This window comes from Clostridiales bacterium, from assembly GCA_015243575.1.
Taxonomy (GTDB): Bacteria; Bacillota; Clostridia; order Peptostreptococcales; family Anaerovoracaceae; genus Anoxybacterium; species Anoxybacterium hadale.
Genome location: CP042469.1, coordinates 4,856,028 through 4,870,572 on the forward strand (window position 1 = coordinate 4,856,028; position 14,545 = coordinate 4,870,572).

General features: G+C 41.2%; 14 protein-coding genes. 12 read left to right on the forward strand and 2 right to left on the reverse strand.

Going from position 1 to position 14,545, the window contains the following annotated elements; genetic code table 11:
• Window positions 1-64: 64 nt before the first annotated feature.
• From FRZ06_21290 to FRZ06_21310, 5 genes are all read left to right on the forward strand, one after another.
• On the forward strand, window positions 65-742 hold the full coding sequence (locus FRZ06_21290; protein ID QOX65700.1) for a response regulator transcription factor: 678 nt from the start codon (window positions 65-67) through the stop codon (window positions 740-742).
• A complete protein-coding gene (locus tag FRZ06_21295) occupies window positions 739-1,815 on the forward strand; it encodes a sensor histidine kinase (GenBank protein ID QOX65701.1) in 1,077 nt (358 codons plus the stop codon). The genes FRZ06_21290 and FRZ06_21295 overlap by 4 nt, the downstream gene beginning before the upstream one ends.
• A gap of 101 nt (window positions 1,816-1,916) precedes the next feature.
• Window positions 1,917-2,861: an ATP-binding cassette domain-containing protein gene (locus tag FRZ06_21300; protein QOX65702.1), complete on the forward strand. Its 945-nt coding sequence runs from the start codon at window positions 1,917-1,919 to the stop codon at window positions 2,859-2,861.
• Window positions 2,858-3,682, forward strand: a complete 825-nt coding sequence (locus FRZ06_21305; protein ID QOX65703.1) for an ABC transporter permease — start codon at window positions 2,858-2,860, stop codon at window positions 3,680-3,682. Before FRZ06_21300 ends, FRZ06_21305 begins: the two co-directional genes overlap by 4 nt.
• Window positions 3,683-3,814: 132 nt before the next feature.
• Window positions 3,815-5,836 carry a Na+/H+ antiporter gene (locus tag FRZ06_21310; GenBank protein ID QOX65704.1) on the forward strand — a complete coding sequence of 674 codons (2,022 nt, stop codon included), beginning with the start codon at window positions 3,815-3,817 and terminating at the stop codon, window positions 5,834-5,836.
• Window positions 5,837-5,943: 107 nt separating this feature from the next.
• Here the strand turns inward: FRZ06_21310 and FRZ06_21315 are convergent, their stop codons facing one another.
• On the reverse strand, window positions 5,944-6,930 hold the full coding sequence (locus FRZ06_21315) for a carotenoid biosynthesis protein (protein QOX65705.1): 987 nt from the start codon (window positions 6,928-6,930) through the stop codon (window positions 5,944-5,946).
• Between the two features lie 251 nt (window positions 6,931-7,181).
• Between FRZ06_21315 and FRZ06_21320 the strand changes: the two genes are divergently transcribed.
• The gene (locus FRZ06_21320; GenBank protein ID QOX66039.1) at window positions 7,182-7,706 is read left to right on the forward strand and encodes a TetR family transcriptional regulator; all 525 of its coding nucleotides are present in this window, start codon (window positions 7,182-7,184) and stop codon (window positions 7,704-7,706) included.
• 225 nt (window positions 7,707-7,931) lie between these two features.
• Here FRZ06_21320 and FRZ06_21325 read toward each other — a convergent pair whose 3' ends face one another.
• Complete coding sequence (locus FRZ06_21325; GenBank protein QOX65706.1) at window positions 7,932-8,864, reverse strand: ketopantoate reductase family protein; 933 nt, start codon at window positions 8,862-8,864, stop codon at window positions 7,932-7,934.
• A gap of 193 nt (window positions 8,865-9,057) precedes the next feature.
• Between FRZ06_21325 and FRZ06_21330 the strand changes: the two genes are divergently transcribed.
• From FRZ06_21330 to FRZ06_21355, 6 genes are all read left to right on the forward strand, one after another.
• Window positions 9,058-9,576, forward strand: a complete 519-nt coding sequence (locus tag FRZ06_21330; GenBank protein ID QOX66040.1) for a TetR/AcrR family transcriptional regulator — start codon at window positions 9,058-9,060, stop codon at window positions 9,574-9,576.
• Between the two features lie 103 nt (window positions 9,577-9,679).
• Complete coding sequence (locus tag FRZ06_21335) at window positions 9,680-10,849, forward strand: galactokinase (protein QOX65707.1); 1,170 nt, start codon at window positions 9,680-9,682, stop codon at window positions 10,847-10,849.
• Window positions 10,850-10,902: 53 nt separating this feature from the next.
• Window positions 10,903-11,697: a flavodoxin gene (locus FRZ06_21340; protein ID QOX65708.1), complete on the forward strand. Its 795-nt coding sequence runs from the start codon at window positions 10,903-10,905 to the stop codon at window positions 11,695-11,697.
• A 185-nt stretch (window positions 11,698-11,882) separates the two neighbouring features.
• The gene (locus FRZ06_21345; protein QOX65709.1) at window positions 11,883-12,734 is read left to right on the forward strand and encodes a MerR family transcriptional regulator; all 852 of its coding nucleotides are present in this window, start codon (window positions 11,883-11,885) and stop codon (window positions 12,732-12,734) included.
• Window positions 12,706-13,860 carry an ABC transporter permease gene (locus FRZ06_21350; GenBank protein QOX65710.1) on the forward strand — a complete coding sequence of 385 codons (1,155 nt, stop codon included), beginning with the start codon at window positions 12,706-12,708 and terminating at the stop codon, window positions 13,858-13,860. Before FRZ06_21345 ends, FRZ06_21350 begins: the two co-directional genes overlap by 29 nt.
• A gap of 227 nt (window positions 13,861-14,087) precedes the next feature.
• Window positions 14,088-14,540: a MarR family transcriptional regulator gene (locus FRZ06_21355; protein ID QOX65711.1), complete on the forward strand. Its 453-nt coding sequence runs from the start codon at window positions 14,088-14,090 to the stop codon at window positions 14,538-14,540.
• Window positions 14,541-14,545: the final 5 nt, after the last annotated feature.

Here is a 14,545-nt window from a genome sequence, read left to right on the forward strand (position 1 = left end):
TATTTTCGCATCGTTTAATCTCTGTTTACATAGGTGTGGTACAATTCAATAGAGGTGATGTGAAATGAGTAAAATTATGATTGTTGACGATGATTCGAATATCCGAGAGCTTGTGACTGCCTTGCTCCAGAACAATGGTTTTGATGTATGTGAAGCGGCAGACGGACGTGAAGCACTGCAAAAGATCAGCGTCGACAATCCTGATCTGGCAATTATCGATATCATGATGCCGAACATGGACGGCTTTGAGCTTTGCCGTCATTTGCGTTCTTATTACGAAAACATGCCAGTTTTAATGCTGACTGCAAAAGGTGAACTTGCAAGCAAAGTGAAAGGCTTCGGTCTTGGCGCCGACGATTATCTGACCAAGCCTTTTGAAGGGGATGAGCTGGTCGTCCGTGTTCAGGCTCTGCTGCGGCGCTATAAAATTGAAGCATCCCAGGTAATTCATATCGGCAATGTCGTAATCGACAAAAATAGCTACAGCATCACGATGAATGGGTCAAATGAAGATATACCGATGAAGGAATTTGAATTGCTCTTCAAGCTGGCGAGCTTTCCCGGAAAAACATTTTCCCGCAACCGGTTGATTGAGGATATATGGGGCGTTGACTTCGAGGGAAACGAACGGACTCTGGACGTCCATGTAAACCGTCTGCGCGACCGCTTCCCAGAGCAACAGACCGGTTTTAAAATTACCACTATCCGCGGTCTCGGGTACAGGCTGGAGGTGGTGGCGTGAGACAGACGAAACGACATCCCCTTGCAATTTCGGTGATTTTACTTCTCTTTGCTTTTGGATGCTTTTTTGCCGCAGCGTATGGCATTACAATTTTGATTTACCGCTGGACCGGCACTCCCACGGATTTTTGGGCGCATATTATTTCTGGCCTCGTTGGGATTCTTTTAATCATCTGTGTGGCATCCATTTCCAGATTACTCGTCGGCAGGTATTCAAAACGTATCAAGCAGCATCAAGGCATTCAGAGTCAAATACTGAACGCCATGACAAGAATTGCCCAGGGGGATTTCGACGTCTTTATCGATACCTGGGATGATGAGTTTCACCACAACGATATGGTGGAGGGAATCAATAAAATAGCGAAAGAGCTTGGCTCCATGGAACAGCTTCGTCAGGATTTTATTTCCAATGTATCCCATGAGATTCAGTCACCGCTGACTTCCATCAGCGGATTTGCCGCATTATTAAGAAAAGACACACTTACAGCTGAACAGAAAAATCACTATTTAAGTATCATTGAAACTGAAAGTAAACGGCTATCCGCCTTAAGTGACAATTTGATGAAACTATCGACGCTGGAAACCGGAGGGGAACCTCTATCCTTCACAGAATTCAGGCTCGACAAGCAGCTGGAGGAAGTCGCCTTGATGCTGGAGCCGCAATGGAGTGCCAAGCATATTGCGATGGAAGTGGATCTGGAAAGAGTGGCGATCCAGGGCGACGAAGGGTTACTATCTCAGGTTTGGGTGAATCTTCTCCATAATGCCATAAAATTCACACCTGAGGGTGGGGTGATCCGGGTTAGTTTAACGTCCGATCAAACAAATGTGTGCTGCCGGATCACTGATACCGGTATCGGCATCGCGCCGGAAGACCAGATCCATATCTTTGAGCGCTTTTATAAAGTGGATAAATCCCGCGAGAGGGCTCTCGGCGGTAACGGGCTTGGGCTCTCCCTCGTCAAGAAAATTGTAGAATTGCATGATGGTCAGATTACTCCACAAAGCGAGATCGGCAAAGGCACAACCTTTACGATTACTTTGCAGAGGTTACATTCTGTTAAGGAGAACTGAACTTTTATTTCCCGTTTACATTGTGTTTAAGTTCCATTTAACCTCTGTTTAAATTACTGCGATAAACTGATTTTAAAGTAAATAAACAAGAGGTTATTTTTATGTCTATGATTCAAGTAGAAGAATTAGTGAAACAATATGATAAAGCAAAATCACCTGCCGTCAAGGGAGTGAGTTTTGCAGTGAATGAAGGAGAGTTTTTTGCTTTCCTCGGTCCCAATGGAGCAGGTAAGACCACAACCATTTCGATCCTTACCACCACGCTGGCCAAAACATCCGGCATCGTAAGGATTGCGGGCTATGATATTGAAAAGGAAGCAAAAAAAGTACGGGAAAAGGTTGGAATTATCTTTCAGAAGCCCAGCCTCGATCTGCAGCTATCAACGGAAGAAAATATCCGTTTTCATGCTTGCTTGTACGGGATGTACAGGTACAGTCCGAGCTTTCGCCTTATGCCCGCAGAATATAAAAACCGTGTTATGGAGCTCGCTGAGATTGTCGGTATTCAAGATGCCATATTTAAGCCAGTCAAAAAGATGTCAGGCGGCATGCAGCGTAAGCTGGAAATTATCCGCAGCCTGATGCACACGCCAGATGTTTTGTTTCTTGATGAACCGACACAGGGTCTGGACGCGGTGAGCCGGAGAAGTCTATGGGAATACATTAACAATGTACGAAAACAAAACGGAACAACGGTGTTTTTGACCACACACTATATCGACGAGGCTGAGAATGTTGACAAGGTATGCATTATCAATAAGGGACAGATCGCCAGCTGCTGTTCACCAGAGGAAATGAAGAAGAGCTTGCTGCGCAAGGAAATTATTCTGGATGCCGATGACCAGGCGGGCTTGACGAGCGAACTTTCGGAACTGGGATTGTTCCATAAAAAGGCCACTCATATCATCGTTCCTTATCAGGACAAAACGCCGCAGGAAATTATCTCCATGCTTAAAACCAAGCTGACGGTACTGGAAATTAAAGAGCCGTCGTTGGAGGACGCATATGTGGAATACATTAACAAGACGGGAGTTGGAGCAGCATGAATGAGATTGCAATGACAACAGGAAAAGGGAAATCAAGATTCGGGCGTGAAATCAACGCGATTATCACCATCGCACTAAGGGACATAACTCTTGCGATCCGGTCGCCCGTAACAATTATAATGAGCCTTGCCATGCCTTTGGTAATGATGGGAATGCTGGGTGGAAGCCTCGCCCAGAATATGGCGGGAGGGATCGGCTTCAATTACAGTAAATTTATGATGGTTGGTATGATGGTCAACATGCTCTTTATGGTCACGACCACAGGAATGATGTCACTGGTGGAAGACCACACCACGGATTTTACGCAGGAGATGCTGGTTTCCCCAGTCTCACGCTATTCGATCGTGATCGGTAAAATTTTCGGCTCATCCTTTGGCGCGATTGTTAGCATGGCAGGAACATTAATCGTCGGAATCATCATGGGAATTACTCTGAATCCCGGACAGCTGCTGATGATTCTCATTTTGTCGCCGCTCATATGCCTTTCCGGGGGCGCGCTGGCCATGATCGTCATCGGACTCATCAAAAGCAACAAGACTGCCAATATTGCCGTGATGCTGATCACCATGCCGCAGATGTTTCTTTCCGGAGCGATCATTCCTATCAGCAACTCCAGCGGCATTCTATCTGTTTTAAGCCATGCCATGCCAATGACTTACTGCCTTGACCTGGTTCGGGCGGTAGTCTACGCCGGAACGTCGGAATACGCCAGCGTCGTACTGTTCAATCCAGTGGTAAACTTTATTGCCATTGCCGCTCTGACAGTGATTTGTTTGATTGTCGGTACGTTTCTTTTCGCTCGTTCAGAAAAAAGCAGATAATACTAATTGAAGAAAGTGGCAGAGCTTATAGGGAAACAGGGAGCGAGGGACATCCTGATTAAATCTGCACAGCCCTGAACATAATTTGAAATAAAGGAAAAGAAAAACGTGAAAAATAGGAGGACATAAAAATTGAGCGTATTAACAATCATATTATTATTAATGCTGGGACTCCTGATTTCCAATATTGTTGGGCATTATATTCCGTTCATTCCCACAGCCCTGACGCAAATTGTATTTGGGGTAATCATAGCTTCGGCTATAGGGTACTATACTTTTGAAATAGATGCGGAATGGTTTTTATTATTGTTCGTAGCCCCTCTTTTGTATAACGACGGACGATATTTCTCCCGAGAAGAGTTATGGGGGATGAAGTCTCAAATCTTTGGCAATGCTTTTATTCTTGTTATACTGACTACTGTACTTTGCGGTTATGTTATAAACTGGCTTATCCCTGCTATCCCAATGGCTGCCTGTCTGGCTTTGGCGGCTATTCTCTCGCCTACGGATCCTGTAGCTGTTAATGGGATTGCCAAGAGAATCAGAGTACCGGAAAAGGTGATGGCCTTGGTGCGGGGAGAATCTTTAATCAATGATGCTTCGGGACTTATCGCCTTCAAATATGCCATTGCAGCAGCGGCCACAGGATATTTTTCACTTCGGGAGGCAATATGGGATTTTTCTTATCACTTCCTGATTGGAGCTGCAGCTGGGTTGCTCCTTGGGCTCCTGATAACCTTTATACGGTTTGGGCTACGCAATAAAGGGATAAATGATCCGGTTTTCCATTCGCTGCTGCAGATACTCACTCCGTTTGCTGTATTTATCATTACTGAGGATATTCTGCATGCATCAGGCGTTATCGCTGTCGTTGCTGCAGGAATCATTCACTCGATCATCAGAGAACATACAGAAACCCATATGGCGGAAGAGCAGCTGCTCACAGAAAATACATGGTCTATCGTTTTATTTGTCCTGAATGGATTCGTATTCCTGTTATTAGGGATGAATATTCCCTCGGCTATGTTTGAGATCCTTTCAAGTCCCGACATCGGTAATTGGCTGGTCTTCGGCTATGTGGCAATCATAGGGCTTACTATCCTTGCCATTCGATTCGTCTGGTCCTTAATGAACGGAGTTTATCGGTATTATTTCAGGAAAAAGAACGGTGCTGAAAAGCCGGAAATAAAGGCAATCCTGATTACAACACTCGCTGGTGTGCGAGGTACGGTGACCATGGCTGGTGTTCTCACTGTGCCAGCTTTTCTGGGAAACGGAGAATTATTTCCGGCACGTTCCCTTATCATTTTTATTGCCGCAGGTGTAATTCTTTTGCTATTAATTCTGGCGACAGTGTTTTTGCCGCTGATCTGTAAAGGTGAGGCGATGATAGAAGGGACAGGTAAACAGACTGATTTATATCGGGCTAAAAATAAACTTCTGATGTCGGCAATTGATAAGATAAGAGCCGAAACAAATGCAGAAAATGAATTCGCGGCCGCCATACTGATCGGCGAATACAATAATAGCTTTCAGATGAACCTTTCAGAGCAGGAAGCCGATGAACATTATAACAGGAAGATCGCGGAGGCACGCCTGCTGGCGTTGAACCTGCAGAGAAAGTATATCAAAAGTCTTTTATCCAGTGGTGATATTGATGTAACAATTTTCGATGTCCTGACCAAATATCTTGATTATCGGGAAGAAACACTGAACTTTCATTCCAGTTGGGGAACCAAGGTTTTCTTGAAAAGAGCCATTCGTGATTTCAGCCGCTTGAGAGGAAAACCGCGAAGAATACACGACACTACTTTCAATGATCTGCATCTGATCAGGGATCTCCAGACGAGAGCTATGGAGGCAGCTGTTTCGGGTTTGAAGGAACATGTGGAGGCACAGGGCCAGTCGGATTATATTTATGCGGTTATTCTGGAATATGAAAAAATATTGCCAAGGTTTAAGCGTAACAATGATAGGGATCATGAAAAACTCGAAGGGCAAATGGAAGAATTGAGGCTTAAGGTATTGGATGCGGAGCGTTCAGAATTGCACAGAATGTATGAAGTCGGAGAAATCAGCGCAGATCAGGAGAAAAAACTGCGGAGATTTACAAACTATATTGAAAGCATTGTCTTATATGAGCATTATGAGTAACGGTTAAGACTTTGATGCAGGGGAGTATTTTCTGATGAAGAAGATACTCCCGCTATTATATTCCCATTTTTAGGGAATGAAATGAAAAGAATGAAGAAAATATAGCCTTAGCCTTTTCGAGGTGCTTGATTTTTTGGAATAGCTTTTTTACTCAAGATATAAATTCCAAACCAGCCCAGCAATAATAACACCTGTGCCAGGACAACAAGCCATAATACCTGCGTGTACCCACCAATAATGCAAAACAAGGTGTTAACCAGAGGAAAACCCAGGAACGTAAACATGATAGGAAAATCTTTTTTGTAATTCAAAGAGCTAACTACCCTATGATCCCAGAACTTAACGAAGGCTAACACTAAAACTCCCGTTGTAATTACAGAAAGTGCAATCAACATTACCCATTGCATATTAGAAGTTCTGGGGAAAAATGGTCCCATATAATTAAAGAAATTGGATAGAGGGGAAACCAAACAAACGAGAGAAAGAATGGAAGCCAATATCGGATATGAATAACCAACTAGATTACTGTAGCCTTTCTTTTTATGCCACCATTCGCCGATTAAAATAAAGGCAGTCCAGTATCCTGCTATATAGATCCATCCTGTAAAATTCATGACTGGCTCCCCATATATTACAGGTTCACCAGGGATCGGGTAATAACTCCACCTGCCAATGATTCCTTCTGTAGTTTGAAAAATCTGTTTTACTGCAACTGGATCCAATGAAAAGTCAAAAATCATAGCACTAAGCCCAGTAATGAATGGTTTCGTCCATGACGGTATATTTATCGTCTTCAAAACACGTAACGTTGAGTAAACAATAAGAAACTCGATAATTGGAACAGTTAAGGGTATATTGAATATCATTAGGATACTGCGCCCATATGCATAAAAACCTTCATTTCCCATAAGTCCCATAGATACCGCAACATTTTCAAAGAGTGCGGCGTAGAAAAAGACAAAGCCTATGAATTGCATTAATACGATCTTTGGACGCTCTTCGTTATTAATGATATAAAAAATCATTAACGTGGCAATTATTAAAACTAAAATATCTTGAATAAGCCATACAGGAACTAATGTTATATTTCCCATTGTTTGTACCTCCTCAATAAATCAAATAAAATTTCTGTATTTTTCAAAATTTTTTAACCTCCATTTAAAATTATATTTGTGTTGAACTTTTAAATATATTATAATTACAAAGTGATACTTAATCAACAGCCAGTTCGATAACATTACGTTCGATATCTTACAAATAAGATAAGAGTTGTTCGTTTAATGAATTATTTAGGGAGGGTATTATGGCACACGAAAAGGAAGACCATCGAGTGAGATATACAAAGATGGTTATCAAAAACAGTTTATTGGAACTTTTGAAAGAGCATCCTATCAGCAAAGTTACAGTGACGGATATATGCAAGAAAGCAAATATTAATCGCAATACTTTTTATTCACATTATGCGAATCAGTTTGAACTTCTATCAAATATTGAAGATGAGTTATATGAAGAAATCAGACAGGTTGTGGGATATACTATGAACCATGAAGCTTCTGGAAAACTATCATATGAAATTTGCAAGTATATAAAAGCAAATAGCAGTATATGTGAAGTATTATTTTCTGAGAATGGGAATCAAGAATTATTAGAACGTATTCTTTATATCAGCCATGATTTTAATATTGAAAAATGGAAGAAGGAAGAAAAACATATCGATCAAAAGTTATTCGATAATTGGTATACCTTTACCGCATATGGCAGTATAGCCGTGATAAAAAAGTGGGTCAAGAGTGGTATGAAGGAAAGTCCCAGTAAAATTGCTGCTTTCATTGATAAAGCGACAGAAGCAGTATCGAAAGATTTTTACTAATGCGCCATTGTTATAAATACTGGAGGAAAGCAATTATGTTCCAATTATTTAAGAAGAAACCGTCTAACCTTGACCCGACAATTGTGAAGGTATTGGAAGCAAAACGGTGCGGTGAATGCAGGCATAACTGCAAACTGTCTGCACCGAGATGCGGGAAGGGAAAGCGGCAAGCAGCAGAAATTATTGGGAAATAGGGAGCTAATGATACTGCTTTCAATGATCTGCTCACTGCTCTGTAATTAGGCTTTCTACTTCGTAAAGCCGTGGTGTGCTTACCCCGTGCTTTCTGGCTTCTGATAGAACTTCCTGTACAGCATAGCCAACTTTATAGTGGTTATGGGACTGAAGTTCATAGGGCATGCTTTTAGGTGAATAAACAAGGTTACTCATAAGAAATCCAACAACTCTCGGTGGCAGGCTGCTCAACACTTTTATCATGACATCAAGTTTGATGCTTTTTGCTTTCAAGACAGGTACCATTTCTTTTATATTACGAGCAAATCCAGCGAGCGCTTCAGGCGATGAAATTACTTTTTTAAAACTGCCGCTTTTTAGTACTTCGACTTCCATTGCAGCATTTGAGATATAGTGATTCATGAGCCAACTTTGAAAATCCCTATGAACTACAATTTTGAAGCCCGCCCCAGTAAAAAGCTTGTGAACCTCTAAATCTCTTCTGGTAGGCTCGGATTCAAATGTCCCGAAATGAACTGTCTTGTAAAGCCCCCCGTAAAGGGTGTTTCCTTCAAATCCACCGCCACAACCGGGGAAGCCCCAAACAACTTGACTCAGTGGAAGCGGATGAACGGATTTTTGTATGTCGTGCCAAAAGTTACCGATCAATAGAACCGTTGCATTTCCAACTCGTGGCGCAATGTACTTTACCACACTTGATACTTGCTCGGGATTGGCACTCACAAAAATGAGGTCATAGTCATGATGTTCCGCTATTTCTTCATGTGTTACAATAGGCCATTTTTCTTTGACCAGTCGATCTTTTTTGCTTCTCCTTGTATCCAATATTTCTAAGTTTACTTGTGAGCCATATTGAGCCTTCCTACCTTCACGAACGTAAAACTCAACGGTATGGCCTGCATCCTCAAACGCCCAAGCGTACTGCGTTCCAATAGCACCGCGACCAATAAAAAGTATTTTCATAAAGCATCCTCCTGAATAATCACGTGTTGACTTTTCAACATGTGTTTGATATTCTTAGCATACCGATTTATGGAGAGAAATTCAATCGTTACATTTGTACCAAGTGTTGATAACTCAACATATTTCATTAATTTGTTGAATATCTGGAGGCGACTTTGTGGATAGAAGAATACAAAAAACAAGACAGTTGATTATGAATACCTTCATTGAGCTTTTGGCTGAAAAAGGATTTGAAAAAATAACCATCCGTGATATTGCCGAACGGGCAAACATAAACCGAGGGACTGTTTATCTACATTTTGTGGACAAATTTGACTTGCTTGACAAGTGCATTGAAACATATGTTGCGCTGCTGCTAAATCACTGTGCCAATCAAGCTGACACCAATTTAAACGCAGGCGCATTTCAAAGCGTCTTTGAATATTTGGAGGAAAATTTCACAGTTTACAAGTTGCTTCTCAGCAATGAGGGATTTGGATTTTTCCGCCGCCGCTTGTATGATATCATTGCGCAAACGGTGACCGAGGTTGTCGGTATCAAGTCAGAAAACCAAGCGTTTTCAAATGGTGTAACCACTCATTTTTTAACTTCTGGATTTATTGGGGTATTGGAATGGTGGATCAATCATTCTATGCCCTGCAATGTTAAGGAAATCACAGAGCAGCTTATGTTTTTGCTGGAACCATACACGAAGCACCTTGTATCGAGCTAACCTAATTTGCCGATAAAATCTTACTATTGGCTAGGGTTGAAGATTTATTTGGAAATCAATTTGATTTGTTTCAGTCAGAGAATAAGAAAAGGTGAGGATAAAGATGAAACTGAAATTGATGAAAGCTTTTGAAGAAACCTATGGGATCGGGGGAGATATTAGGGCTTTCTTTGCCCCCGGACGAGTGAATCTGATTGGTGAGCATACGGATTATAACGGCGGCCATGTATTGCCCTGCACGCTTCACATGGGAACCTATATGGTTGTGCGGAAAAGAAACGATTCCATCCTTAATTTTTACTCTATAAACATGAAGGAGTTAGGAATTATTACTTCCAATCTGGATGAACTATATTTTTCAAAAGAAGCCGACTGGACAAATTATACTAAAGGGGTACTCTGGGCTTTGGTGAAAGAGGGATATGAGGTGCCGTGTGGTATGGATGTTTTTGTGTATGGGACGATACCCGGCGGAGCAGGGTTATCATCGTCTGCATCATTGGAGATTGTGACTGCGCTGGCTGTTAAAGAATTGTTCGGATTCTCCGGACTGTCTTTGATAGAGCTGGCAAAGCTTTGTCAATACGCAGAAAATAATTATATTGGATGCAACTGCGGAATCATGGATCAGTTTGTGGTTGCCATGGGAAAGAAAAATCATTGTATGTTCCTCAACACAAATGATTTGACCTATCAATATGTACCCCTTGACCTGTCTAAGGTTAAAATAGTAGTTACCAACAGCAAGGTTAAGCATAGCCTTGTGGATTCGCAATATAATAAGAGACGAAGTGAATGTGAGAAGGCACTGAGTGAACTTCAGTCTGTCGTTACTATTTCTAGCCTTGGCGATTTAAGCAAGGAGCTGTTTGACATACACGAAACAGCAATTAAAGATCCTGTGCTGAGGCTGCGCGCCCGCCACGCCGTTTATGAAAACCAAAGGACAATCGAAGCGACCAAAGCATTGAAAGAGGAAAATCTCATGAAATTTGGCAGACTGATGAACGACTCCCACCGTTCCCTCAGAGATGATTATCAGGTCTCGTGTGAAGAAATTGACTGCCTGGTGGAGCTTGCATGGAACCATCCGGGCACAATCGGATCAAGGATTACAGGAGGCGGATTCGGCGGATGCACGGTAAGTATTGTAAATCAGGATTCCGTTGATTCTTTTATTGACCACTTGAGGAAGGGCTATCAACATGCCACGGGATATGATGCAGAATTTTATTTGATCGAAACCGGCGACGGGGTAAAGGAATTGCTATGATCGTAAACAGCTTTCAACGGGGACGATAATGAAAGACTATAGGAGAGTGTAAGATGTCAAAGAATATTATATTCTATTTTTCGGGTACAGGTAATAGTCGAAATGTGGCAAAAGATATCGCTGCCGCGATTGAAGACTGTGAGCTGATTTCAATGGGGAAACAGCACAACTTAAGCGGAATATACCAGCGAATTGGCTTTGTTTATCCTGTTTACGGTGGTGGTATGCCAGGCGTGGTTGAGAGGTTTATACAAACACTTGATCTTTCGTCAAATGCAAACAGCTATATTTTTGCTGTTTGCACAAGCGGAAGCGGGAGTGCCGATGGTTTGACGAATATCAGTAAAATAATTGGCGGCAAGGGAGGTAAACTGAGCTATGCTGAAAGCATTAGGTGCTTTTCTAACTATGTTGGTTTGTATGCCATGGGAAGCGATGTCGAGAATAAAGCAAAGGCACAATCACAGGCTACAAAGCAGGTTGTTAAGGATATTCAAATTTGCGCTGTTAAGTCACCCGCTAAGAACAGTCCGCTAGCACTAATTCATGGGCCTTTTATAAAGTCCCTGGCAAAAAAGGACAAAGGGTTCCATGTAAATGAAGCTTGTAATAGCTGCGCTACCTGCTGCAAGGTTTGCCCTGTGGGAAATATTAAAATGTTAGATGGCAAGCCGGATTTTTTGCATCACTGCGAACAGTGTATGGCCTGTATTCAGTGGTGTCCTAAGAAAGCTATCAACTTTAAGAATAAAACACAAGACCGTGGCCGTTATCATCATCCAGATATAACAATTGGAGAGATGATTAACGAACAGAATGATTCCTGCTTTGAGAAGTCTAAACGCTGAAAAATAGAAGCAAATGGGAGCATGCTTCCTTAAGGACTAAATAAATTGCAGAAGCCTGCCCTCTTGGGGGTCAGGCTTCTGTTTGATATGCAGCAAATTAAAAAATTAAAAAAAACACTTGCAGACGACGTAGCGTCGCGTAGTAACATAAAACAAAACCAACAAGTGAAACGAGGTGTAACAACATGGAAAACGAGGAGGAACAGCAGTTTACAATTGGAGAATTGGCACGATTGGTCGGTGTAACTGTCAGAACACTTCAATACTACGACCAGGAGAATTTGTTAAATTCGGGTTTTACTGAAAGCGGCAAAAGAATCTACACGCGCGACGATGTTTTGAAACTCCAGCAAATTCTGTTTCTGAAATCATTGGGATTTTCACTGGAAGAGATCAACGATAAAATACTGAAACAAGGGAGTTCCGCTGACTTTGAAAAAGTTTTCACCCGGCAGCGGGAAATAATTCTTGATCAAATCAGCAATTTGAGTCAAATCGTCGATACGCTGGATTTGGTAATTTCCGAAACAAAAACTGGCAAAGAGGTCGGTATGGATCGGTTGATAACCATCATGAAGCTGATGAAAGAAGGCAACCCATATTCGTTTGTAGTTCGTTATTTTAACGATGATCAACTCAAAAACACTGCCAATCGATTATTTGATTCACCAGAGAAATATGAACTTTTGTCGAAAGAATTATTTACACAACTGGATCGCCTGTACCTTGAGGGTGCAGACCCAGCGGGAGATGAAGGTCAGGATCTAGCCAAACGCTGGTGGAATATGGTAAACAAGTTTGCCGCCGGTGATCCTGATATGCTTAAGACGCTTATTTCGGTCGGAAGAGATATTGGCAACTGGCCAGTGGAGACCAAAATCATGCGGCAATCGATAGAGAACTTTTTAGAAGAAGCACTTAATATTTATCTTCATAATAACGGCATTCAGATAACAGACACGCTGACAGAAAAACATGATGTCAGGCAAAAGAAAGGAGAAGCAGAAAATGAAGCTTTCCAAGTTTTTGATAAATAAAGGCGTTACTTATGCCATTCTTCTGGCAGTTTTCTATCAAGTTGTGATGGTGGGTCTCTTTATCTACGGTTACCATGTCCTGCCCAGCGGGGTCAATCAGCTGGGGATAAATGTGGTTAATCAAGCTGGAGATCAAGGTGCAGCGATTCAGGAGGAGCTCGTTCCCAGTATATCTAAATCGTTTGTTAACGTTGCTACAGATAAGGATCTGGGCAAAAGTCGAGAGGAACTAAATAATCGGCAAATCCAAATGATTATTGTGATTCCTGAAAATTTTATCAACGATTTACAGAATGGAAAATCCGCATTTGACTTTTATATCAATGAATCAAATACAACAGCGGTTGTGACTACTATGAATGAAGTCGCTAAATCGATTACCGATGGCTTTAATCAAGCAATGAACCAGGGAAAATTGACAAATATACTGAAATCCTTAAATATTGATGGCCCTCAGCAACAATTAATTGCGGAAAGTATACAAAACTCGGTCGTTCAGAATAACATTTACATCAATAAAGCGCCAAACCGTATGGATTACGTAATGACCCCGATGTTTTTATCTGTAGCGACCTATGCGTCTTCTATGGTAGCGGCTATAATATTGTTTAATATCCTCGTTGCTTTTATTCCCATCATAGGAAAATGGAAGGCTTTTCGATATGTTCAGGTTGCGGGTTGCGTTATTGCCCTTCTTGCACCATTGTTTGGAATAATGACAGCAAGCTTGTTCATATCTATTAGCCCTCATAAATTATTTATCCTATATTTTCAACAGGTTTTTATGCAAATAACTGCATTCCAATTTACTTTAATATTTTCGCTTGCTCTTGGGCAAAATGGCATTTTTCTAAATATACCCCTATTACTTATGCAAACAATTTCTGGCGGCGGAACAATGCCTCTCCAAATTATGCCTAACCTGTTTAAACTCGTCAGTTATCTTACCCCGATGTATCCCAATATTCAGATAGATTTTGGTGTGTTGTTTGGGGGGCCAATCTTTACTTTTGAGGTCAGGTTACTGATGCTATTAATAATATCCATTCTCGTTTTATTGGCAATTGTATGGCACAAAAAAGAAAGCGGCGGTGAACCAGTGACTGCAGCAACAGTAAACCAATAGCAGTGTGGTGTAAGTCGTGAATTGAGCAAAATTGGGCTGGAAAAGAGCTTTTTTCGACCCAATTTTTTTGTACATTTTATAGATGACATTGATGTTTGGGGTGACATTTATCAAAGTTAATACTATAGTTGTTATTAGTTAAATGCTTAAATATTAATTGATTAACTAATGCGATAAGAATAAGAAACCTTATAGTATTACTAGTAAATTTTTAAAGGAGAAATAAGGTGCGAAATAGTGAATTATTAACAATGATTATGGACTTTACAAATGTTTTTAACGAATTCAATAATAAGGCATTCAAGTTTATTGATGAGCAACTAAGTAAAACAGGACTGGTCAGGACACATTTTATTATTTTGCATGAATTGGTGGGCGGAAAGGAACTCTCGATGAGTGACTTAAGCGAGATTCTCCATGTAACAAAACCAAACATAACAGTTTTGATTGATAAGCTTGTCAAGCTGGATTATGTTGAGCGTGTGAACAAAAGCCAAGACCGAAGAGTAATCTTGATTCGGCTTACAGGCAAAGGAGAAGCTTTTATCGGCAAATCGTCTGAAGAGCTAATTGAGTCCGTTGTCCAATTGTTAGATTACCTTGATCAGGAGGATTTGTATCTTGTGAAGCAATCAACACAGGTTATGAAAGTACTCATTGCAAAGCTTAATAAGAAATAATAATT

What these genes read in the sequence shown, in the direction of transcription:
- FRZ06_21300 (QOX65702.1), top strand. Translation starts at nt 1,917, where the DNA reads ATGTCTATGATTCAAGTAGAAGAATTAGTGAAACAATATGATAAAGCA.
- FRZ06_21305 (QOX65703.1), top strand. Translation starts at nt 2,858, where the DNA reads ATGAATGAGATTGCAATGACAACAGGAAAAGGGAAATCAAGATTCGGG.
- FRZ06_21335 (QOX65707.1), top strand. Translation starts at nt 9,680, where the DNA reads ATGAAACTGAAATTGATGAAAGCTTTTGAAGAAACCTATGGGATCGGG.
- FRZ06_21320 (QOX66039.1), top strand. Translation starts at nt 7,182, where the DNA reads ATGGTTATCAAAAACAGTTTATTGGAACTTTTGAAAGAGCATCCTATC.
- FRZ06_21325 (QOX65706.1), bottom strand. Translation starts at nt 8,864, where the DNA reads ATGAAAATACTTTTTATTGGTCGCGGTGCTATTGGAACGCAGTACGCT.
- FRZ06_21330 (QOX66040.1), top strand. Translation starts at nt 9,058, where the DNA reads ATGAATACCTTCATTGAGCTTTTGGCTGAAAAAGGATTTGAAAAAATA.
- FRZ06_21340 (QOX65708.1), top strand. Translation starts at nt 10,903, where the DNA reads ATGTCAAAGAATATTATATTCTATTTTTCGGGTACAGGTAATAGTCGA.
- FRZ06_21345 (QOX65709.1), top strand. Translation starts at nt 11,883, where the DNA reads ATGGAAAACGAGGAGGAACAGCAGTTTACAATTGGAGAATTGGCACGA.
- FRZ06_21290 (QOX65700.1), top strand. Translation starts at nt 65, where the DNA reads ATGAGTAAAATTATGATTGTTGACGATGATTCGAATATCCGAGAGCTT.
- FRZ06_21350 (QOX65710.1), top strand. Translation starts at nt 12,706, where the DNA reads ATGAAGCTTTCCAAGTTTTTGATAAATAAAGGCGTTACTTATGCCATT.
- FRZ06_21315 (QOX65705.1), bottom strand. Translation starts at nt 6,930, where the DNA reads ATGGGAAATATAACATTAGTTCCTGTATGGCTTATTCAAGATATTTTA.